At 55.8% G+C, this 21,735-nt stretch carries 16 protein-coding genes; 3 read left to right on the top strand and 13 right to left on the bottom strand.

What is annotated here, in order from left to right:
- Positions 1 to 12: 12 nt before the first annotated feature.
- The 5 genes from eno to rlmD all read right to left on the bottom strand — a co-directional run bounded on the left by eno (position 13) and on the right by rlmD (position 7,694).
- Complete coding sequence (gene eno / locus AC4OVS_RS04715) at positions 13 to 1,311, bottom strand: phosphopyruvate hydratase (RefSeq protein ID WP_022649201.1); 1,299 nt, start codon at positions 1,309 to 1,311, stop codon at positions 13 to 15.
- Between the two features lie 82 nt (positions 1,312 to 1,393).
- Positions 1,394 to 3,031, bottom strand: a complete 1,638-nt coding sequence (gene pyrG, locus AC4OVS_RS04710; RefSeq protein ID WP_022649202.1) for a glutamine hydrolyzing CTP synthase — start codon at positions 3,029 to 3,031, stop codon at positions 1,394 to 1,396.
- A gap of 223 nt (positions 3,032 to 3,254) precedes the next feature.
- A complete protein-coding gene (gene mazG, locus AC4OVS_RS04705) occupies positions 3,255 to 4,046 on the bottom strand; it encodes a nucleoside triphosphate pyrophosphohydrolase (protein WP_022649203.1) in 792 nt (263 codons plus the stop codon).
- A gap of 66 nt (positions 4,047 to 4,112) precedes the next feature.
- Positions 4,113 to 6,344 (bottom strand): GTP diphosphokinase, encoded by a 2,232-nt coding sequence (gene relA / locus AC4OVS_RS04700; RefSeq protein WP_022649204.1) that lies wholly within the window; start codon positions 6,342 to 6,344, stop codon positions 4,113 to 4,115.
- Between the two features lie 51 nt (positions 6,345 to 6,395).
- Entirely contained in the window at positions 6,396 to 7,694 is a 1,299-nt protein-coding gene (gene rlmD / locus AC4OVS_RS04695) for a 23S rRNA (uracil(1939)-C(5))-methyltransferase RlmD (protein ID WP_022649205.1), read from the bottom strand.
- Positions 7,695 to 7,751: 57 nt separating this feature from the next.
- On the opposite strand from rlmD, the gene barA reads away from it, so the two are divergent.
- Positions 7,752 to 10,511: a two-component sensor histidine kinase BarA gene (barA, locus tag AC4OVS_RS04690; RefSeq protein WP_491922209.1), complete on the top strand. Its 2,760-nt coding sequence runs from the start codon at positions 7,752 to 7,754 to the stop codon at positions 10,509 to 10,511.
- Positions 10,512 to 10,560: 49 nt separating this feature from the next.
- Here the strand turns inward: barA and AC4OVS_RS04685 are convergent, their stop codons facing one another.
- From AC4OVS_RS04685 to syd, 8 genes are all read right to left on the bottom strand, one after another.
- A complete protein-coding gene (locus AC4OVS_RS04685; RefSeq protein WP_022649207.1) occupies positions 10,561 to 11,706 on the bottom strand; it encodes a glycerate kinase in 1,146 nt (381 codons plus the stop codon).
- A 77-nt stretch (positions 11,707 to 11,783) separates the two neighbouring features.
- On the bottom strand, positions 11,784 to 13,121 hold the full coding sequence (gene gudD, locus AC4OVS_RS04680; RefSeq protein WP_491922208.1) for a glucarate dehydratase: 1,338 nt from the start codon (positions 13,119 to 13,121) through the stop codon (positions 11,784 to 11,786).
- A gap of 15 nt (positions 13,122 to 13,136) precedes the next feature.
- A complete protein-coding gene (locus tag AC4OVS_RS04675; protein WP_023298498.1) occupies positions 13,137 to 14,477 on the bottom strand; it encodes an enolase C-terminal domain-like protein in 1,341 nt (446 codons plus the stop codon).
- Positions 14,477 to 15,832, bottom strand: a complete 1,356-nt coding sequence (gene gudP, locus AC4OVS_RS04670) for a galactarate/glucarate/glycerate transporter GudP (RefSeq protein ID WP_003862734.1) — start codon at positions 15,830 to 15,832, stop codon at positions 14,477 to 14,479. The genes AC4OVS_RS04675 and gudP overlap by 1 nt, the downstream gene beginning before the upstream one ends.
- Before the next feature lie 308 nt (positions 15,833 to 16,140).
- On the bottom strand, positions 16,141 to 16,590 hold the full coding sequence (locus AC4OVS_RS04665) for a flavodoxin (protein WP_022649212.1): 450 nt from the start codon (positions 16,588 to 16,590) through the stop codon (positions 16,141 to 16,143).
- Positions 16,591 to 16,605: 15 nt separating this feature from the next.
- Positions 16,606 to 17,391, bottom strand: a complete 786-nt coding sequence (truC, locus tag AC4OVS_RS04660) for a tRNA pseudouridine(65) synthase TruC (RefSeq protein WP_023298500.1) — start codon at positions 17,389 to 17,391, stop codon at positions 16,606 to 16,608.
- Positions 17,388 to 17,717: a YqcC family protein gene (locus tag AC4OVS_RS04655; RefSeq protein WP_022649214.1), complete on the bottom strand. Its 330-nt coding sequence runs from the start codon at positions 17,715 to 17,717 to the stop codon at positions 17,388 to 17,390. The genes truC and AC4OVS_RS04655 overlap by 4 nt, the downstream gene beginning before the upstream one ends.
- A 632-nt stretch (positions 17,718 to 18,349) precedes the next feature.
- Positions 18,350 to 18,895: a SecY-interacting protein gene (gene syd, locus AC4OVS_RS04650; protein ID WP_022649215.1), complete on the bottom strand. Its 546-nt coding sequence runs from the start codon at positions 18,893 to 18,895 to the stop codon at positions 18,350 to 18,352.
- Between the two features lie 69 nt (positions 18,896 to 18,964).
- Between syd and queF the strand changes: the two genes are divergently transcribed.
- Positions 18,965 to 19,807 (top strand): NADPH-dependent 7-cyano-7-deazaguanine reductase QueF, encoded by an 843-nt coding sequence (queF, locus tag AC4OVS_RS04645; RefSeq protein WP_023298501.1) that lies wholly within the window; start codon positions 18,965 to 18,967, stop codon positions 19,805 to 19,807.
- 116 nt (positions 19,808 to 19,923) lie between these two features.
- Complete coding sequence (gene ppnN / locus AC4OVS_RS04640; protein WP_023298502.1) at positions 19,924 to 21,288, top strand: nucleotide 5'-monophosphate nucleosidase PpnN; 1,365 nt, start codon at positions 19,924 to 19,926, stop codon at positions 21,286 to 21,288.
- Positions 21,289 to 21,735 lie beyond the last annotated feature (447 nt).

The following is a 21,735-nucleotide window of genomic DNA, read 5'->3' as shown; positions in this document are numbered from 1 at the left end:
GAAAGTTCAGGCTTATGCCTGGCCTTTGATCTCTTTACGACCGTTGTAAGGTGCTTTTTCGCCCAGCGCTTCTTCGATACGAATCAGCTGGTTGTATTTAGCAACACGGTCAGAACGGCTCATAGAACCGGTTTTGATCTGGCCAGCAGCGGTACCCACAGCCAGGTCAGCGATGGTAGCGTCTTCAGTTTCGCCAGAACGGTGAGAGATAACAGCGGTGTAGCCAGCGTCTTTCGCCATTTTGATCGCAGCCAGCGTTTCGGTCAGAGAACCGATCTGGTTGAATTTGATCAGGATGGAGTTAACGATGCCTTTCTCGATGCCTTCTTTCAGGATCTTGGTGTTGGTTACGAACAGATCGTCACCAACCAGCTGGATTTTGTCGCCCAGTACTTTGGTCTGGTATGCGAAACCATCCCAGTCAGACTCGTCCAGACCGTCTTCGATAGAAACGATTGGGTACTGTTTGGTCAGGTCTTCCAGGAAGTGGGTGAACTCTTCGGAGGTGAATGCTTTGTTGCCTTCGCCAGCCAGAACGTATTTACCGTCTTTGTAGAATTCAGATGCTGCACAGTCCATCGCCAGGGTGATGTCTTTGCCCAGCTCGTAGCCTGCTGCTTTAACCGCTTCAGCGATAACAGCCAGCGCTTCTGCGTTAGAACCCAGGTTTGGCGCGTAGCCACCTTCGTCACCAACAGCAGTGTTCATACCTTTAGCTTTCAGAACTTTAGCCAGGTTGTGGAACACTTCAGAACCCATACGCACCGCTTCTTTCAGGGATTTCGCGCCAACAGGCTGAATCATGAATTCCTGAATATCAACGTTGTTGTCTGCGTGCTCACCACCGTTGATGATGTTCATCATTGGTACAGGCATGGAGTATTTGCCTGGGGTGCCGTTCAGTTCAGCGATGTGCTCGAACAGTGGCATACCTTTAGCAGCAGCGGCTGCTTTGGCGTTCGCCAGGGAAACTGCCAGGATTGCGTTCGCACCGAAGTTAGATTTGTTTTCAGTACCGTCCAGATCGATCATGATCTTGTCGATGCCAGCCTGATCTTTGGCATCTTTGCCAACGATAGCCTGAGCAATAGGACCGTTAACAGCGCCAACCGCTTTCAGTACGCCTTTGCCCATGAAACGGGATTTGTCGCCATCACGCAGTTCCAGCGCTTCGCGGGAACCTGTAGATGCGCCTGATGGAGCAGCAGCCATACCGACGAAACCACCTTCCAGATGAACTTCGGCTTCAACGGTCGGGTTACCACGGGAGTCGATGATTTCACGACCGATGACTTTAACGATTTTGGACATTAGATTTTCCTCAGTACAAGTTAAACTAAAACTCCAGACAAACAACGCGTACCAGGGGTACGCGTTGCCGTTCTAACTTTTTTTACTTCGCCTGACGCTTCTGGTACTCGCTGGCGGCTTTCACGAAGCCTGCAAACAGCGGATGCCCGTCACGCGGCGTTGAAGTAAATTCCGGGTGGAATTGGCAGGCCACGAACCACGGATGGTTTGGCACTTCGATGATCTCGACTAACTGATCATCCCCGGAACGGCCTGCAACACGCAGACCTGCAGCTTCAATTTGTTTCAACAACATGTTGTTGACTTCATAGCGGTGACGATGGCGCTCGGTAATCACCGGCTCGCCGTACAGCTTGCGAACCACGCTATCGTCTGACAGCTGGCAGGCCTGTGCGCCAAGACGCATGGTGCCACCCAGATCGCTCTTCTCGGTACGGACTTCGACGTTACCGTCTTCGTCGCGCCATTCCGTAATCAGCGCCACGACAGGGTACTTACAGTCTGGCACAAATTCCGTAGAGTTCGCGTTTTCCATTCCCGCTACGTTGCGCGCAAATTCAATCAGCGCAACCTGCATACCCAGGCAGATGCCGAGGTATGGAATATTGTTTTCACGCGCATAGCGTGCAGTGGCGATCTTGCCTTCAACACCACGGTAGCCGAAGCCGCCAGGGATGAGAATCGCATCCAGATCTTTGAGAATTTCAACGCCGCGCGTTTCAACATCCTGCGAATCAATCAGCTTGATGTTGACGGAGACGCGATTCTTCAGACCACCGTGCTTCAGCGCCTCGATAACTGACTTATAGGCATCCGGCAGTTCAATATACTTACCGACCATACCGATAGTCACTTCGCCGCCCGGATTGGCTTCTTCGTAGATCACCTGCTCCCATTCAGACAGGTTAGCTTCCGGACAGTTCAAGCTGAATCGTTTACAAATATAATCGTCCAGACCCTGTGATTTCAACAGGCCCGGGATTTTATAAATGGAATCGACGTCTTTCATTGAAATAACGGCTTTTTCAGGCACGTTACAGAACAATGCAATTTTCGCGCGTTCGTTCGCCGGAATCGCGCGATCGGAACGGCAAACCAGGATATCAGGCTGAATACCGATGGAGAGCAGCTCTTTAACAGAGTGCTGAGTCGGTTTGGTTTTCACTTCACCTGCTGCCGCCATGTAAGGCACCAGCGTCAGGTGCATGAACAGCGCGTTCTCACGACCAATATCTACCGCCAGCTGACGAATCGCTTCGAGGAACGGCAGGGATTCGATATCCCCTACGGTACCGCCGATTTCAACCAGCACAACGTCATGCCCTTCGCCACCGGCAAGGACACGCTCTTTGATGGCGTTAGTGATGTGTGGGATGACCTGCACGGTCGCGCCCAGGTAGTCACCACGGCGCTCTTTACGCAGAACGTCAGAGTAGATACGGCCAGTCGTAAAGTTGTTACGACGGGTCATTTTGGTACGGATGAAACGCTCGTAGTGGCCAAGATCCAGATCGGTTTCAGCGCCGTCTTCAGTAACGAACACTTCCCCGTGTTGGGTTGGGCTCATGGTGCCTGGATCGACGTTGATGTACGGATCCAGTTTCATCATGGTCACATTGAGGCCACGGGCTTCAAGAATGGCTGCGAGGGAGGCTGCGGCAATGCCTTTACCCAGAGAGGATACGACCCCGCCGGTCACAAAAATATAGTTCGTTGTCATGCTGAACCTGAGAAGTTAGGGTGAAACGATGGAATAACCAGGACGGGAAAGTAGTATACCCGAACACGACGAGCGCCACAAACTTTCATTCTCCGTCTCCTTCCCAGGCCATGACAAACATAAGGAGTGAGAAAATAGCCCCTTTTGGGTAAATGTTTTTGACACAAATCAAGCGCTTGTCATTTAAAAAATCACACAAATTGCGCTTGATCGCAAAATTTCGTTAGAGATCATGTTCCTGGCGTTTTACTTCCTGCCAGACTTCTTCCATCGCCTCGAGGTCAATGCCGCTCATTTCCAGGCCGCGCGAGGCCACAATGCGCTCAACCTCGCGGAAGCGACGTTCGAATTTAATGTTCGCTTTTTGCAGGGCGGTTTCCGCTTTTACACCGAGGTGGCGAGAAAGGTTGACGGTCGCGAACAGCAGATCGCCCATCTCCTCTTCCAGCTTTGCTTCATCCACAACGGCCTGCTGCGCTTCATGCATCACTTCGTCGATCTCTTCGTGCACTTTTTCCAGCACCGGGCCGAGAGAGGTCCAGTCAAACCCTACCGCCGAGCAGCGCTTTTGAATTTTGTGCGCGCGCATCAGCGCAGGAAGGTTCAGGGGAATGTCGTCCAGCGCCGAGTGCTGGGATTTTTCAGCGCGTTCGGCGCTTTTGATCTGCTCCCAGCGCGCCAGCACTTCCGCACTGTTGCCTGCGGAGGCATCGCCAAAGATATGCGGATGACGGCGCTCCAGCTTGTCGCTGATAGCGGCGCAGATGTCGTCAAAGTTAAAGCGCCCCTCTTCCTGCGCCATCTGTGCGTAGAACACCACCTGGAACAGCAGGTCGCCCAGCTCACCGCGCAGGTCGTCGAAATCTTCGCGCGAAATCGCGTCCAGCACTTCGTAGGTCTCTTCCAGCGTGTAAGGCGCAATGGTGGCGAAAGTCTGCTCTTTATCCCACGGGCAGCCGTTTTCCGGGTCGCGCAGGCGTTTCATGATGCCAAGCAGGCGGTCGATTTGAGTCATAGTTCTGTCCTGATGTCAAAATGCCGGGTGGCAGCGTTGCCTTACCCGGCCTACAGAAGAGGATGTTCAGCCGCCGTGCAGACGACGCGCGTCAATCACATCCGGCACCTGGTTCAGTTTACCGAGCACTCGGCCCAGCACCTGCAGGTTATAGATTTCGATGGTCATATCGATGGTGGCAAGCTGCTCGCGGGTATCGCTGCGGCTGGCAACGCCCAGCACGTTGACCTTCTCGTTGGCGAGAATCGTGGTGATGTCGCGCAGCAGGCCACTGCGGTCGTTGGCAGTGACGCGCACCACCAGCGAGTAGCCAGCGGAGTAGCTTTCACCCCAGACGGCTTCCACGATACGTTCCGGCGCATGCGATTGCAGCTCAGCAAGCTGATCACAGTCGGAGCGGTGAATTGAGATCCCGCGCCCCTGGGTAATAAAGCCGACAATATCGTCACCCGGTATCGGCTGGCAGCAGCGGGCAATATGGTGCATGAGGTTACCCACCCCTTCAACCACCACGCGGCCATTGTCCTTGCTGCGCTGCTGCGGAGCGTAGGTTTTCTGCTGGAGCTGTTTCAGCGCTGCCGCATCCTGCTCTGCCGCGCTTGGCTTGTTGAACTGCGCTTGCAGGAAGTTCACCATCTGGTTCAGGCGGATATCGCCGCCGCCAATCGCCGCTAACAGTTCGTCGAGCTCGTTGAAGTTGTAGCGCGGCAGCAGGAACTTCTCCGCCTCTTTCAGGTTTATCCCGATATGCTCCAGCTCGTCGTCAAGGATCTGACGACCGGCAAGGATATTCTTGTCACGATCCTGCTTGCGGAACCAGGCGTGAATTTTAGAGCGCCCGCGGCTGGTGGTCACGTAACCGAGGTTTGGATTCAGCCAGTCGCGGCTTGGGTTTGGCTGCTTCTGGGTGATGATTTCAATCTGGTCACCCATCTGTAGCTGATAGGTAAACGGTACGATACGTCCGCCGATCTTCGCCCCGATGCAACGGTGCCCCACGTCGCTGTGAATGTGGTAGGCGAAATCGAGCGGCGTAGAGCCTGCCGGCAGATCAACCACATCCCCTTTCGGGGTAAAGACGTAGACGCGATCGTCGAAGACCTGACTGCGCACTTCGTCGAGCATTTCGCCGGAGTCGGCCATCTCCTCCTGCCACGCAATCAGCTTACGCAGCCAGGCGATACGGTCCTCGTGACCGGAGCGCGCGCCGCCGGAAGTGCCTTCTTTGTACTTCCAGTGCGCGGCGACGCCCAGCTCGGCGTCTTCGTGCATCTGTTTAGTACGGATCTGAATTTCCACAGTTTTGCCGCCGGGGCCGAGCACCACAGTGTGGATGGACTGATAGCCATTCGGTTTGGGGTTCGCGACGTAGTCATCGAACTCATCCGGCAGATGGCGGAAGTGAGTATGTACTATCCCCAGCGCGGCGTAGCAGTCCTGGAGACGCTCCGCCACGATACGCACGGCGCGCACGTCAAACAGCTCGTCAAAAGCGAGATGTTTCTTCTGCATTTTGCGCCAGATGCTGTAGATGTGCTTCGGACGCCCGTAGACCTCGGCGCGCACATTCTCCTCTTTCATCGACTGGCGCAGCCCGCTGACAAATTCCTCGATATAGTGCTCGCGGTCGATGCGGCGTTCGTGCAGCAATTTTGCAATGCGTTTGTATTCCGCCGGATGCAGATAGCGGAAGCAGTAATCTTCCAGCTCCCACTTCAGTTGCCCGATACCCAGACGGTTCGCCAGCGGCGCATAGATATTCGTACACTCTTTGGCGGCCAGGACGCGCTCGTCTTCCGGGGCATCCTTCACTTCGCGCAGATGGGCAACCCGTTCGGCCAGCTTGATAACCACGCAGCGAAAATCATCCACCATCGCCAGCAGCATGCGGCGGACGTTATCCACCTGCTCGGAAGAGACAGAATCCGTTTGCGCGGCTTTCAGTTGACGGATGGCGGCCATATCACGCACGCCGTGGATGAGCGCCACGACGGACTGGCCGACGCTTTCACGCAGCACGTCTTCCGTCACCACGTTAGCATCTGCCAGTGGGAACAGCAGCGCGGCCTGTAGCGTTTCGATATCCATGTTAAGCATGGAGAGAATTTCAACCATCTCCACGCCGCGCCACAACAGCAGTTCAGCGTCCGGATGCCCCTGCGTTGTGCGTAAACAATAGGCCCAGGTTTCGGTTAAGCGTTCACACGACTGCTGGCTGGAAATCCCCAGACTTGCGATCCATTTTTGAGGGTCAAACTCACCAGCTTTATTTAAATGTGCACTTCTTACCGCAACCATCGTCCTCTCCTTTAGGGACAAGGGCCTGTCGAAGTCGACAAGCCAAACTCATTAGATGTGCTCGAACAACACCATTGATTCCAGATGTCCAGTGTGCGGGAACATGTCCAGCATTGCCAGACGCCGAATCTGGTAACCCCCGCTCAATAATGCTTCGCTGTCACGGGCCAGCGTCGCCGGGTTACAGGAAACATAGACCACGCGTTCAGGCGCGAGTTTAATTATATGCTGCATCACGCCCGGCGCACCTGCGCGCGCCGGATCGAGCAGGATCTTATCAAAGCCCTGCTTAGCCCACGGTTGCTGAGTAACATCATCCTCAAGATTTTGATGAAAGAATGTCACATTTTGCAAGCCGTTCTGTTGGGCGTTCTCCTGGCCTTTCGCCACCAACGCCTCAACGCCTTCCACCCCGACCACGCTTGCGGCTTTGCGGGCCAGCGGCAGGGTAAAGTTACCCATACCGCAGAACAGATCGAGCACCCGATCGGTGGGCTGGACGTCAAGCCACGCCAGCGCGTTCGCCACCATCTGCTGGTTCACGCCGTCATTGACCTGGATAAAATCCCGCGGGCTAAACGTTAAGCGTAGCCCGTCTGACGCATACCAGGGCGCGTCTCCGCTAACCTGCTCAAGTATCTCGCTTTGCGGCGCGAGGAAAAGCGCAAGCTCATGAGAATGCGAAAAGCGTTCCAGTTTTTCGCGATCTGCCCTGGACAGCGGTGCGGTGTGGCGCAGCACCATCAGCGGGCCGCCGTTTGCCAGCACCAGTTCGACATGGCCCAGCGAACGCACACCATCCAGCGATGCAAGACAGTGGTGCACGGCCGGGAGCAGTGCCTCAAGTTGGGGCACCAAAACAGGGCATTGCGTGATGGAGACGATATCGCTGGAGCTGGCTTTGCGAAAACCCATCTCCAGCCGTTCAGTTTTTGGCTGGTAGCTTAGACTCAGGCGAGCGCGGCGACGGTAGCCCCACGGCTGGTCAGCGACAATGTCACTGACGTCATGTTTTAGCAGGCGGGCCAGCGCGTTGCTTTTACTTTTTTGCTGTAATTCTGTGCTGGCATGCTGTTGCTGACAGCCTCCGCAAACGCCAAAATGGGGGCAGCGAGGCGTCACGCGCTCCGGGCTATCATTAAGACGGCGCTTGACCTGGCCGCGCGCATACTGGCGTTTGTCTTCCGTCAGCGTAATATCTGCGCGTTCTCCTGGCAGCAAACCTGTGATAAACAGTGTCTTACCCTTGTGACGCGCTACCCCCTGTCCAAAAGGATCGAGGTCAGAGGCTTCAACAGTTATGATCTGACGCGTCGTCACGCGTCGTTTTGCAGAGTAGAATTGCGCCATCGCCGAGATTGTTCTCAAATAAACATAATTAGCCTGATTGTCCCATAACGGAACTCCATGACCAACTACAGCCTGCGCGCGCGCATGATGATTTTGATCCTCGCTCCTACCGTTCTCATCGGTTTGCTGCTGAGCATTTTCTTTGTGGTGCATCGCTATAACGATTTGCAGAGACAGCTTGAAGATGCCGGGGCCAGCATTATCGAACCGCTGGCCGTCTCCAGCGAGTACGGTATGAACCTGCAAAACCGTGAATCCATTGGTCAGTTAATCAGCGTGCTGCACCGCCGTCATTCAGAGATTGTGCGCGCCATTTCCGTTTACGATGAGCATAACCGTCTTTTCGTCACCTCGAATTTCCATCTGGATCCCACGTCGCTGAAAATCCCGGAAGGTACCCCTTTCCCGCGTCATCTCACGGTCCTGCGGCGCGGCGATATCATGATCCTGCGCACGCCGATTATCTCAGAAAGCTATTCACCCGACGAATCCGCCCAGTCCGATGCGAAGTCCAGCAATAATATGCTGGGATATGTGGCGCTGGAGCTGGATCTCAAGTCGGTGCGGCTCCAGCAGTACAAAGAAATATTCATCTCCGGCGTGATGATGCTGTTCTGTATCGGCATCGCGTTGATCTTCGGCTGGCGGCTGATGCGCGACGTCACGGGGCCTATCCGTAACATGGTGAATACCGTTGACCGGATCCGCCGGGGTCAGCTGGACAGCCGCGTGGAAGGCTTCATGCTCGGCGAGCTGGATATGCTGAAAAACGGCATCAACTCAATGGCGATGTCGCTGGCGGCTTATCACGAAGAGATGCAGCACAACGTTGACCAGGCCACCTCTGACCTGCGCGAAACGCTGGAGCAGATGGAGATCCAGAACGTGGAGCTGGATCTGGCGAAAAAACGCGCTCAGGAGGCGGCCCGTATTAAGTCTGAGTTCCTGGCAAACATGTCACATGAGCTGCGCACGCCGCTGAACGGGGTGATTGGCTTCACCCGTCTGACGCTCAAAAGCGAGCTCAACCCGACCCAGCGTGACCACCTGCATACCATTGAACGCTCAGCCAACAACCTGCTGACCATTATTAACGACGTACTGGACTTCTCGAAGCTGGAAGCGGGCAAGCTGATTCTGGAGAGTATCCCCTTCCCGCTGCGCAGCACACTGGATGACGTGGTCACGCTTCTCGCCCACTCCTCGCATGATAAGGGGCTGGAACTGACGCTCAATATCAAAAATGACGTACCGGATAACGTCATTGGCGACCCGCTGCGCCTGCAACAGGTCATCACCAATCTGGTGGGCAACGCGATTAAGTTCACCGAGAGCGGCAACATCGACATTCTGGTCGAAAAAAGGGCGCTCAGTAATAATAAGGTCCAGATTGAAGTTCAGATCCGGGATACCGGCATCGGCATTCCGGAGCGCGATCAGTCGCGTCTGTTCCAGGCGTTCCGCCAGGCCGATGCGAGCATTTCCCGTCGTCACGGCGGAACGGGCCTGGGTCTGGTGATCACCCAAAAGCTGGTGAAAGAGATGGGAGGCGATATCTCCTTCCACAGCCAGCCTAACCGGGGCTCGACCTTCTGGTTCCATATCAATCTTGATCTTAATCCGAACGTGCAAACCGACGGTCCGGTCACCGACTGCCTGAAAGGGATGCGTCTGGCCTATGTGGAACCGAACGCCGCCGCGGCGCAGTGTACGCTGGATGTATTAAGCAGCACGCCGCTGAAGGTGGTCTACAGCCCGACCTTCTCCGCGCTGGCGAACGATCATTACGATATTCTTTTGCTGGGGATTCCGGTGACGTTTACCGGAGAACTGACCATGCAGCAGGAACGGCTGGCGAAGGCGGCCTCAATGACGGACTACCTGCTGCTGGCTCTGCCGTGCCACGCCCAAATCAACGCCGAAGAGCTTAAAAACGACGGGGCGGCGGCATGTCTGCTGAAACCCCTCACCGCCACACGGCTGTTACCTGCGTTGACCGAATATTGCCGTCTGACGCATCAGTCCCTGCCGCTGGAAAACGACGAACATAAGCTGCCGATGACGGTGATGGCCGTGGATGATAACCCGGCAAACCTTAAGCTGATTGGCGTGCTGCTTGAGGATCAGGTTCAGCACGTTGAGCTGTGTACCAGCGGCGCCGAAGCCGTAGAACAAGCCAAACAGATGCAGTTTGACCTGATCCTGATGGATATTCAGATGCCGGGCATGGATGGCATCCGCGCCTGCGAATTAATTCGTCAGCTTCCGCACCAGCAGCAGACGCCGGTGATTGCCGTGACGGCGCACGCGATGGCGGGACAAAAAGAGAAACTGCTGGGTGCGGGCATGAACGATTATCTGGCGAAACCGATTGATGAAGAGAAGCTGCACAGCCTGCTGCTGCGCTACAAACCGGGGCACATTGGCGGGACGTACACCATTTCAGCTGAATCGCCGGAAATCAGCGTTAACCAGAATGCCACGTTTGACTGGCAACTGGCGCTGCGCCAGGCAGCAGGCAAAGCCGATCTGGCCCGCGATATGCTGCAAATGCTGGTGGACTTCCTGCCTGAGATCCGTAACAAGGTTGAAGAACAGCTGGTGGGCGAAAACCCTGAAGGGCTGCTGGAGGCCATCCATAAACTGCACGGTAGCTGCGGCTACAGCGGCGTGCCGCGGTTGAAAAATCTCTGCCAACTGCTTGAACAGCAGCTCCGCGCGGGTACGCCAGAATCCGATCTTGAGCCGGAGTTTCTGGAGCTGCTGGACGAGATGGACAACGTGACGCGGGAAGCGATGAAGGTGCTGGGAAGCTAAGAAAAAGCCCGGTGGCGCTTCGCTTACCGGGCCTACAGGAGCACGAACGTTAACGCGACATCCCCTGCCCCACCTTTATGGCCGCCGCAATATTCCTTGCGGCCATCTGTACATTCTGTTGCGCATTTTCCAGCGCATCCTCCAGCGAGCAGATGGTGTAAATCACGCTGAATACCGCATCCAGTCCGTGCTCGTGCACCACGCCAACATCCGCCGTCAGGCTGCCGGCAATGCCGATAACCGGTTTGTTATAGCGTTTCGCGACTCTCGCCACGCCAACGGGCACTTTGCCGTGGATCGTCTGGCTGTCGATACGCCCTTCGCCCGTGATCACCAGATCGGCGTCCGCGACCTGTTCATCGAGATGCAGGGCATCGGTGACAATCTCAATCCCCCGACGAAGCTGTGCCCCGCAAAATGCATACAGCGCCGCCCCCATTCCGCCAGCTGCTCCGCCCCCCGCCAGGTTTAAGACGTCAATGTCCAGATCCCTGGCGATAATGTTTGCGTAATGCGCAAGCGCGTTGTCCAGCGTCCTGACCATCTCCGGCGTCGCCCCTTTCTGCGGACCGAATACCGCAGAAGCGCCAGTCTCGCCGATCAGGGGGTTGGTCACATCGCAGGCCACTTCAATTCGACAGTCTGCCAGCCGCTCATCCAGCCCACTAAGATCGATATGCGCAAGGCTTGCCAGTTCGCCGCCGCCCGGCCCAACGGGCTGTGCTTTCGCATCCAGCAGTTTTACGCCCAGCGCCTGCACCATGCCTGCGCCACCGTCATTGGTCGCGCTGCCTCCAATGCCAATAATGATATGCTTAACGCCCGCATCCAGCGCATGACGGATCAGTTCCCCGGTCCCCCACGAGGTGGTGATTAACGGGTTACGCTTTGCAGGAGCAACAAGCTCCAGACCGCTCGCGGCCGCCATCTCGATAAACGCGCTTTTCCCGTCTCCGGATAACCCGAAAAACCCTTCCACGTGTTCTCCCAAAGGCCCGGTAACGGGAACATGGACAAGACGCCCATGGGTGGCTGCCACCATCGCTTCCACCGTCCCTTCGCCGCCATCGGCAACCGGTAATTTGACGTACTCCGCTGAGGGGAAAATTTCGCGAAAACCGACCTCTATCGCTGTCGCCACCTCCAGCGCGCTCAAGCTTTCCTTATACGAGTCCGGAGCGATAACAATTTTCATAAGCCATCCTTACGCATGTTAGTTACGTTAAGCATACACCACGTAAGGGACCGCCCATGGGAGCGGTCCCAGTTGGCTTATCGTACCATGCACGGACGTTTATTGTCGAATGACCACTCTGGGATCAGGTACTGCATCGCCAGCGCATCATCACGTGCGCCCAGCCCGTGTTTCTGGTAAAGCTCGTGCGCTTTCATGACCTGATCCATATCCAGTTCAACGCCCAGCCCCGGCGTAGCTGGAACCTGCACCATCCCCCCCTTGATCTCAAACGGCTGTTTAGTCAGGCGCTGATTGCCCTCCTGCCAGATCCAGTGGGTGTCGATAGCGGTAATGTTGCCCGGCGCAGCAGCCGCTACGTGGGTGAACATCGCCAGCGAGATGTCGAAGTGGTTGTTGGAGTGCGAGCCCCAGGTCAGGCCGAACTCATGGCACATCTGCGCCACGCGAACCGAGCCCTGCATCGTCCAGAAGTGCGGGTCTGCCAGCGGAATATCCACCGATTGCAGCGAGAGCGTGTGCCCCATCTGGCGCCAGTCGGTCGCGATCATGTTGGTGGCGGTTGGCAGCCCGGTGGCGCGACGGAACTCCGCCATCACTTCACGTCCAGAGAACCCCTGCTCTGCGCCGCACGGATCTTCCGCGTAGGCCAGCACGCCTTTGAGCTGCTTACCAATTTTGATCGCCTCTTCAAGCGACCAGGCACCGTTCGGATCCAGCGTGACGCGCGCCTGCGGGAAGCGCTTCGCCAGCGCGGCAATCGCCTCAGCTTCTTCTTCACCCGCCAGTACGCCGCCTTTCAGCTTGAAGTCATTAAAGCCATATTTTTCATACGCGGCTTCAGCCAGGCGCACCACCGCATCCGGGGTCATCGCTTCATCGTGACGCACACGATACCAGTCGCATTTTTCGTCCGGCTGGCTCTGGTACGGCAGCGGGGTGAGTTTGCGGTTGCCGATAAAGAACAGGTAGCCGAGCATTTCCACTTCGCTGCGCTGTTGGCCGTCGCCCAGCAGGGAGGCGACATTGACGCCCAGATGCTGGCCTAACAGATCCAGCATCGCGGCTTCAATGCCCGTGACCACGTGGATAGTGGTACGCAGATCAAACGTTTGCAGACCACGGCCACCCGCATCACGATCGGCAAAGGTCGTACGCACGCTGGTCAGCACATTTTTGTACTCGCCCAGCGTTTTACCTACCACCAGCGGAATGGCGTCCTCCAGCGTTTTATGGATCTTCTCCCCGCCCGGGATTTCACCGACACCGGTATGCCCTGAGTTGTCCTTGATCACCACAATATTACGGGTGAAGAACGGCGCATGGGCGCCGCTCAGGTTCATCAGCATGCTGTCATGTCCCGCGACAGGAATGATCTGCATGGAGGTGACTACAGGGGTAGAAAATGTGCTCATCGTTCGATCCTTTTATCAGTGACGTCCAAATACAGGGCGCTTACGGTCAAATGTCCAGCCGGGGATAAGGTACTGCATCGGGCCTGCGTCGTTGCGCGCGCCGCCCGGCAGTTTTTTATACGCTTCATGCGCCTTGTGGATCTGATCCCAGTCAAGCTCCACGCCCAGCCCCGGCGCATCCGGTACGGCAATGGTGCCGTTTTTGATTTCAAGTGGATTTTTGGTCAGGCGCGCTTCGCCTTCCTGCCAGATCCAGTGCGTATCGATGGCGGTCGGGTTACCCGGCGCCGCCGCGCCAACGTGGGTAAACATCGCCAGCGAAATGTCGAAATGGTTATTGGAGTGGCAGCCCCAGGTGAGCCCCCAGTCATCGCACAGCTGCGCCACGCGCACCGCGCCGGAAAGGGTCCAGAAGTGCGGATCAGCCAGCGGTATGTCCACCGCATTCAGCATCACCGCGTGGCCCATTTCGCGCCAGTTAGTGGCGATCATGTTGGTCGCAACCGGCAGCCCGGTAGCGCGGCGGAATTCGGCCATCACCTCGCGACCAGAAAAGCCCTGCTCGGCGCCGCACGGATCTTCCGCGTAGGTCAGCACGTCGCCCAGTCCTTTGCACAGCGCGATAGCTTCATCCAGCCGCCAGGCGCCGTTCGGATCGACGGTGATGCGTGCCTCCGGGAAGCGTTTTTTCAACGCGCGCACGCTGTCAATCTCCTGTTCGCCCGGCAGAACGCCGCCTTTCAGCTTGAAGTCTTTAAAGCCGTAGCGATCCTGCGCCGCCTCTGCCAGGCGTACCACCGCCTCGCCAGAGAGCGCTTCCTGATGACGCAGGTGATACCACGCGTGGCTGCCCGGCGAGCGTTCCAGATACGGCAGATCGGTTTTCGTCCGGTCGCCAACGTAGAACAGATAGCCCAGCACCGTTACCGCATCACGCTGTTTGCCTGGCCCCAGCAGTTCGCAGACCGGCACATTCAGCGCCTTGCCCAGTAAATCAAGGAGAGCCGCCTCCAGCGCCGCCACCGCATTAACGCGCAGTTCAAACGTCCAGGCGCCTTTGCCGAAGGTATCAAAATCAGCCGACTGGTTGCCCTTATGCACCCGCTGAACCACCTTGTTCAGGCGGGCAACCTCCTGCCCAACCACCTGCGGGATGGCGTCGACCAGCGTCTGGTAAATCACCTCTCCGCCAGGCGCTTCCCCGACGCCGGTATTCCCTGCGCTGTCGGTCAGCACCACGATGTTGCGGGTGAACCAGGCGTTATGCGCGCCGCCAATGTTGAGCAGCATGCTGTCCTGACCCGCCACCGGGATGACTTTCATCTCCGTCACGATCGGGCTTGATTGCGTTGTCATCATCCGCGCTCCCCAACAGGTTTCAGTTCGATTCGTTTGATGTCACCCACCAGCACCAGGTAACTGAGTACCGCCACCAGCGCATGGACGCCTACATAAATCAGCGCACCATTGAAGGAGCCGGTGGTGCCGACGATGTAACCGATAGCGATTGGGGTGACAATGCCGGAAATGTTGCCAAACATGTTGAACAGACCGCCGCTCAGGCCGCTGATCTCTTTCGGCGCGGTATCTGCCATCACCGCCCAGCCCAGCGCGCCGATGCCTTTACCGAAGAAGGCCATCGCCATAAAGCCGATAATCATCCACTCCGCGCTGACGTAGTTACAGAACACCATGGTCATGGAGAGCAGCATGCCAAGCACGATTGGCGTTTTACGCGCAATATTCAGCGAACCGGTGCGACGCATCAGCCAGTCGGAGATGACCCCGCCGAGCACCCCGCCCACGAAGCCGCAGATGGCTGGCACAGAGGCGACAAAACCCGCCTTCAGAATCGACATCCCGCGCGCCTGCACCAGGTAAACCGGGAACCAGGTGATGAAGAAGTAGGTTAAGGCGTTAATGCAGTACTGGCCGAGATAGATACCGATCATCATCCGTGAGCCGACAAGCTGTTTGATCTGCCCCCATTTCTGGCTGAACGGGACTTTTGCTTTCTGGGTTTTCTGATCCATGTTGATCAGCGCCCCGCCTTCAGCAATGTAGTCCAGCTCTTTCTTGTTCACGCCCGGGTGCTGGTTTGGTTCGTGGATCACTTTCAGCCAGATAAAGCTGATGACGATCCCCAGCCCGCCCATGAAGAAGAAGACGTGCGACCAGCCCACTTCGTGCGTCAGCCAGCCCATAATTGGCGCGAAAATAACCGTCGCAAAGTATTGCGCCGAGTTAAAGATTGCTACCGCCGTTCCCCTCTCCTGCGCCGGGAACCAGGCGGCCACAATGCGGCTGTTGCCCGGGAAAGATGGCGCTTCCGCTAAACCCACCAGGAAGCGGAGGGTAAAGAGCGCAATGATAATGCCGAAGCCGCTGAAGATATCCACGAAGCCCTGTAACAGGGTAAACATCGACCAGATGAAAATGGACCAGAAATAGACCCGTTTTGAGCCAAAGCGGTCCAGCAGCCAGCCGCCAGGGATTTGGCCGATTACGTAGGCCCATGAAAATGCGGAGAAAACATAACCCATACCCACCGGATCAAGTCCGATGTCCTTTGCCATCTCAGAGCCGGCAATGGATAACGTGGCACGGTCGCCGTAGTTGAAAGAGGTGACGATAAACAGCATCACCACTATCCAGTATCGGGCGTTGGTGCGCTTCTCAGCGCTGCTCGCCGCGTGGCTTAATGTACTCATTGTTGCACTCCTGAAACATAGCTTTCGCCTGGTTCATTCTGTACAGCACCTGTAGGGTAATCAGAATGAGAGATTTGTGTTTGGTTTTGGTACGGCCCGAAGCCGTTTTATAGTGACGGGAAAAGTATATGAAGGAGTGACCGGTTCTCTCACCGTGCAGGAACACAACATTGACGGGCGTGGGGAACGTGGTTTGGGGCATAAGCCCAAAGTGGTGGAAGATACTTCACGGAATTGAGGATATGGTGCAGCTTCGTTGCCGGGTGGCGGCTACGCCCTACCCGGCATATAGCTCGTATAGTACAGGGTTAGTTCAGGAGCGTGGCCCAATGTTCAACCCAGGGATTTGACTCGCTTTCCGGTTCGGGGTGCTCGCCAGCATCAATCAGTAACATCTCGCCGACCCGCTGAGCGTGCTGTTCCTGCAACAGCGCGTCGAACTGCTTACCGCCGCCGCAGAAATTGGCGTAAGAGCTATCGCCGAGGGCGATGATGCCATAGTGAACATCTGGCTGATAGCCAAGCTGGTCTTTAATGCCCTGGAAAAGCGGGACGATGCTGTCCGGGAGATCGCCCTGCCCGGTGGTGGAGGTCACCACCAGAATGTATTTATCTTTATACTTTTCCCAGTCTGCCAGCTCCGGGTCTTCATAGACCGTTGCTTTATGGCCCTGATTGACGAGGATTGCTTCTGCTTCCTCCGCAACCAGCAGCGAGTTGCCGTACATCGTGCCGACAAAAATACCTACTTCAGCCATGCTTTGCTCCCGTAATTATTGCGCTTGCTGTTCATCCTGAACGTTGCCTGCGGCAAACTCAACCCTTTCATTTTCGGGGAGTTGTCCCAGCCAGCCAAACTGTGACAGCGCCTGCATCCAGACCTCGTCCAGCCCCGCGCGAATAGTCAGCGGTTCGCCGGTAAACGGGTGCGTCAGGCTTAGCTCGCTGGCGTGCAGCATCAGTCGGTTACAGCCAAAGTGCTCTGCCGCGCTGCGGTTCTGCCGCAGATCGCCGTGCTTGCTGTCGCCGATAATTGGGTGGCGCAGATGTGCAAGGTGGCGGCGAAGCTGGTGCTTGCGCCCGGTTTTGGGCAAAAGCTCAACCAGACTGTATCGCGTAGTGGGAAATTTGCTGGTCGCCACCGGCAGTTCTGTGGTCGCCATACCGCGATAGTCGGTCACCGCAGGCTGCGGACCTTTATCTTCGCGGGCAAATTTATCGGCGATTTTATCCAGTTCCTCCACCAGCGGATAATCCAGCGTGGCGGAATCCGTCAGCCAGCCGCGCACAATGGCGTGGTAGCGCTTCTGGATCTGGTGCTGTTCAAACTGCTGCGACAGCAGGCGCCCGGCCTCACTGGAAAGTCCCATCAGGAGAACGCCAGAGGTTGGCCGATCCAGACGGTGGGCAGTAAAGACGTGCTGACCGATTTGGTCGCGCACGGTTTGCATAACAACCACTTTCTCATCGCGATCGAGCCAGCTTCGGTGTACCAGCCAGCCGGACGGTTTATTCACCGCCACCAGCCACTCATCCTGATACAGGATCTCAAGCGTCATGCATCGTCACCGGCGAAAAGCGTATCCAGCTTTTCCAGCTCAACCAACATAACGTCGCGCGCCGGGTGAGTCGCCTCCAGCGCCATTTCGTAATAGGGAGAGACGGCAAACGCCTGGGGCAACGCGTGTCCCCCTTCCAGCAGCGCGTGCATGCGCGGAATTAATACCCACTGGAGCCATTCGAATGGAGACAGCGTATCCAGACAAAACGGCTGGGTGCTGGCGAACGCGTCTGGCTGCGGCGCACTTTCCTGCCACAGCTGATGCTGGCGCATAAGGGCTTCGATGGCGTGCAACTGCGCACGAACGCTATCGTGATGCGTCATAGTAACCTCAACTGAAAAACGGAATGGCGCGAAGCATAGCATTGCGGAAGACAGAAATAAAAAAAGGGAGCACTGTAAAAACAGTGCTCCCGGTTCGTTTCGCAGCATTCCAGCTACAATACGTGCTCCCTGCTCATCCGTGACAACTTTTCCTGATGCCCGAAGGCCTGGTCATCCCTTTACCTTTTGCTTCCTGCTCACATCATCCTGACGTGTAGGTTTCGTCCTGAAACGTCCTGGCCATCCTGACCCACCGACCATCCTGACCGGCTCACGTTCTCCTTCCTGGAGGTGTCCCTTACGCATCCTGCGTGATCCACTTTGCTTCATCCTGAAGCCTTCCTGCGGCGTCGTCCTGACGTGTTCCTGGTGAGAAACGCCATCATCCTGATGTTCGTTTCTCGCGTCGGCATCCTGTCGACACAGATAGAATCCGCTATTCTGCCTCTTCTTACAACCCACCCTGTGAGCAAGGTAAGCTTGGCGAAACGGGGATAATCGTTTCAGGAAATCGCTAACCTGTTGAAAGGGAAGTTAATATTAATCTGAAATCCCTAAGACAAAGCTAATTGTTTCGGCGATGTCTTACAGTGCGTGTAAGAGATCTCTCACACGTCCAGTAGCATCATGGATTACAGAAGCGGCTCAAGTCGGGTAAGAAAATCCGCAAGAGAAGGCGCGAGAACGTCGCGATTGCGGGTGCCGAGCGTCTCTTTAATGACCTCGCCAGACAGGTTGCAGACTGAAATGACGTCCAGTTCACTGTCGAGCGTCGCAATAAAGAGAGTCGGGGAAAGCTTAAGGCGTTTTTGCGTGACCAGGTGACCAATGAGGTTTTCCTGAACGCGTTGAAGATCGTCTTCGCTCCAGGTTTGCAGCAGCGTCAGCGGCTGTCCTGCAAAACATGCAGTCATATCCCCGGCAAACTGCGTGGTATAAATTGCATGAAGCGCAGGTTGTATCACAATGTCCATTGCGCGTTCAACCGCATTTACATTCTGCTCGCCCGTGAACGGTTTCGGTTGCCAGATAACGTAATCATCCTGCGAAGCGATAATGCACGGTGACGGCACGCCATATAAGTCAGTACTTTGCGGCCACGTCCCCCGCTTTTCATGCCAGGCATCGCAATAGCGGGTCGTGAAGGACGTCAGGGCATTTGCAGTTTCGATATCCACCGATTTCTCTCTTCTTGTAAGACAGGATAAACTCAGCCCCTAAGTGTACCTGTAAAGTGGCTATGAAACATGTCTTACGAAAATCATCAGGCGTTAACGGGCTTAACGCTGGGTAAATCGACCGATTACCGCGACACCTACGACGCAAGCCTGCTTCAGGGTGTGCCGCGCAGCCTGAACCGCGATCCGCTTGGCCTTCATGCCGACGCGCTGCCGTTCGTCGGCGGCGACATCTGGACGCTGTACGAACTCTCCTGGCTGAATGCGCGCGGTCTGCCGCAGGTGGCCGTGGGCCATGTCGAGCTGGATTACGCCAGCGTAAACCTGGTCGAATCCAAGAGCTTTAAGCTCTATCTCAACAGCTTTAACCAGACCAAATTTAACAGCTGGGACGAGGTACAACAGACGCTTGAACGTGATTTAAGCGCGTGCGCGCAGGGGAACGTAACCGTCTCGTTATACCGTCTGCATGAGCTGGAAGGTCAGCCCATCGCCCATTTCCACGGCACCTGCATCGACGATCAGGACATTGATGTGGAGAGCTACGAATTTAGCACCGACTATCTGGAAAACGCGGCGGGCGGAAAAGTGGTCGACGAAACGCTGGTAAGCCATCTGCTGAAATCCAACTGCCTTATCACCCATCAGCCGGACTGGGGCTCGGTACAGATCCAGTATCGCGGCCCGCAGATTGACCGGGAAAAGCTGCTTCGTTACCTGGTGTCATTCCGTCATCACAACGAATTCCACGAGCAGTGCGTGGAACGCATCTTCAATGACATCCAGCGTTTCTGCCAGCCCGAAAAGCTGAGCGTTTATGCCCGCTATACCCGTCGCGGCGGCCTGGACATTAACCCATGGCGCACCAATACCGATTTTGTGCCTGCCACCGGACGGCTGGTGCGCCAGTAAGATAAATATTTTCACAATATGCGGGCGGTATTCCGCCCGAAGTGTTGTGAAACGTCATAAGCCAGGGCTATTGTAATCAACAGGGAAAGACGATAATCGTCCCATAAGGAGCTCACTTGATTACACATATTAGCCCGCTTGGCTCTATGGATATGTTGTCGCAACTGGAAGTGGACATGCTTAAACGCACCGCCAGTAGCGACCTGTATCAACTGTTTCGTAACTGTTCACTTGCTGTACTGAACTCCGGAAGCCTGACCGACAACAGTAAAGAGCTGCTGTCCCGCTTCGAAAGTTTTGATATCAATGTGCTGCGCCGCGAGCGCGGGGTGAAGCTGGAAGTGATCAACCCGCCGGAAGAGGCGTTTGTCGATGGGCGTATTATTCGCTCACTTCAGGCCAACCTTTTTGCCGTGCTGCGCGACATCCTGTTTGTTAACGGACAGATCAGCAACGCCGGTCGTTTCCAGCATCTCGATCTGGAAAGCTCCGTTCATATCACCAACCTGGTTTTCTCCATTCTGCGTAACGCCCGCGCCCTGCACGTTGGCGAAGCGCCGAACATGGTCGTCTGCTGGGGTGGTCACTCCATTAACGAAACCGAATACCTGTACGCCCGCCGCGTGGGTAATCAGCTCGGCCTGCGCGAGCTGAACATCTGTACCGGCTGCGGTCCTGGCGCGATGGAAGCGCCGATGAAAGGCGCGGCAGTAGGACACGCGCAGCAACGCTATAAAGAAGGCCGTTTTATCGGCATGACCGAGCCGTCAATCATCGCCGCTGAGCCGCCTAACCCGCTGGTTAACGAACTGATTATTATGCCGGATATCGAAAAACGTCTTGAGGCGTTTGTCCGTATCGCGCACGGCATTATCATCTTCCCGGGCGGCGTAGGTACGGCGGAAGAACTGCTTTATCTGCTCGGGATCCTGATGAACCCGGCCAACAAAAATCAGGTTCTGCCGCTGATCCTGACCGGCCCGAAAGAGAGCGCCGACTACTTCCGCGTGCTGGACGAGTTTATCGTGCATACGCTGGGGGAAGACGCGCGCCGTCACTACCGCATTATTATTGACGATGCCGCAGAAGTGGCCCGTCAGATGAAAAAAGCGATGCCGCTGGTGAAAGAGAACCGTCGTGATACCGGGGATGCCTACAGCTTTAACTGGTCCATCCGTATCGCACCGGATCTCCAGATCCCCTTCGAGCCGTCGCATGAGAACATGGCGAACCTCAAACTCTATCCGGATCAGCCGGTGGAAGTACTGGCAGCTGACCTGCGTCGCGCCTTCTCTGGCATCGTGGCGGGGAACGTGAAGGAGGTGGGGATCCGCGCGATTGAGGAGTTCGGGCCGTATAAAATCCACGGTGACCCGGAGATGATGCGCCGCATGGATGACATGCTGCAGGGCTTTGTGGCTCAGCACCGCATGAAACTTCCGGGTTCTGCCTATATTCCCTGTTACGAAATCATCAAATAAAGCGTCCTTTCCCTCCTCTCAAGCCGGATTGTCATCCGGCTTTTTTATTAGTGATGTAATTCATAGCGATCTTCAATGTTATTAACAAATCTGGCGCCCGCGCAAACGATTACCTCGTTTTTGAAACCGTAAATAATCAGCCTTAATCGAAATTACCTGCCAGAAAATCCTAAAATCCTATTTCTTTACAGCGAAAGACACCTATCTCGCGGGTCAGCCTTTTCGAAAACATGTCGTTAATGGTAGCCTTCGCGCCCGTAAATCCTCTTTGATGTTTTTTTAACAGATAAATGGTCTAAATATGCCCACATCATAAGTGGATTATTGCATTTGGGATCGCGATCACTGATAGATTCATAACGAGAATGTATCTTTCCGCCCGCCAATAGTTACGGGCAAAAATTATTAAAAAACCGTCACTGAACGAATTTCATATTACCGTCAGGC

The sequence above is a fragment of the Enterobacter sp. 4974935 genome, from assembly GCF_058661735.1.
This window is presented reverse-complemented; position numbering and strand designations above follow the sequence as displayed.

Coding starts and splice junctions, on each gene's coding strand:
- gudP (WP_003862734.1), bottom strand. CDS start 15,832: ATGAGTACATTAAGCCACGCGGCGAGCAGCGCTGAGAAGCGCACCAAC.
- mazG (WP_022649203.1), bottom strand. CDS start 4,046: ATGACTCAAATCGACCGCCTGCTTGGCATCATGAAACGCCTGCGCGAC.
- AC4OVS_RS04655 (WP_022649214.1), bottom strand. CDS start 17,717: ATGACGCATCACGATAGCGTTCGTGCGCAGTTGCACGCCATCGAAGCC.
- truC (WP_023298500.1), bottom strand. CDS start 17,391: ATGACGCTTGAGATCCTGTATCAGGATGAGTGGCTGGTGGCGGTGAAT.
- pyrG (WP_022649202.1), bottom strand. CDS start 3,031: ATGACAACGAACTATATTTTTGTGACCGGCGGGGTCGTATCCTCTCTG.
- barA (WP_491922209.1), top strand. CDS start 7,752: ATGACCAACTACAGCCTGCGCGCGCGCATGATGATTTTGATCCTCGCT.
- queF (WP_023298501.1), top strand. CDS start 18,965: ATGTCTTACGAAAATCATCAGGCGTTAACGGGCTTAACGCTGGGTAAA.
- gudD (WP_491922208.1), bottom strand. CDS start 13,121: ATGAGCACATTTTCTACCCCTGTAGTCACCTCCATGCAGATCATTCCT.
- AC4OVS_RS04685 (WP_022649207.1), bottom strand. CDS start 11,706: ATGAAAATTGTTATCGCTCCGGACTCGTATAAGGAAAGCTTGAGCGCG.
- relA (WP_022649204.1), bottom strand. CDS start 6,344: ATGGTTGCGGTAAGAAGTGCACATTTAAATAAAGCTGGTGAGTTTGAC.
- AC4OVS_RS04675 (WP_023298498.1), bottom strand. CDS start 14,477: ATGACAACGCAATCAAGCCCGATCGTGACGGAGATGAAAGTCATCCCG.
- AC4OVS_RS04665 (WP_022649212.1), bottom strand. CDS start 16,590: ATGGCTGAAGTAGGTATTTTTGTCGGCACGATGTACGGCAACTCGCTG.
- eno (WP_022649201.1), bottom strand. CDS start 1,311: ATGTCCAAAATCGTTAAAGTCATCGGTCGTGAAATCATCGACTCCCGT.
- rlmD (WP_022649205.1), bottom strand. CDS start 7,694: ATGGCGCAATTCTACTCTGCAAAACGACGCGTGACGACGCGTCAGATC.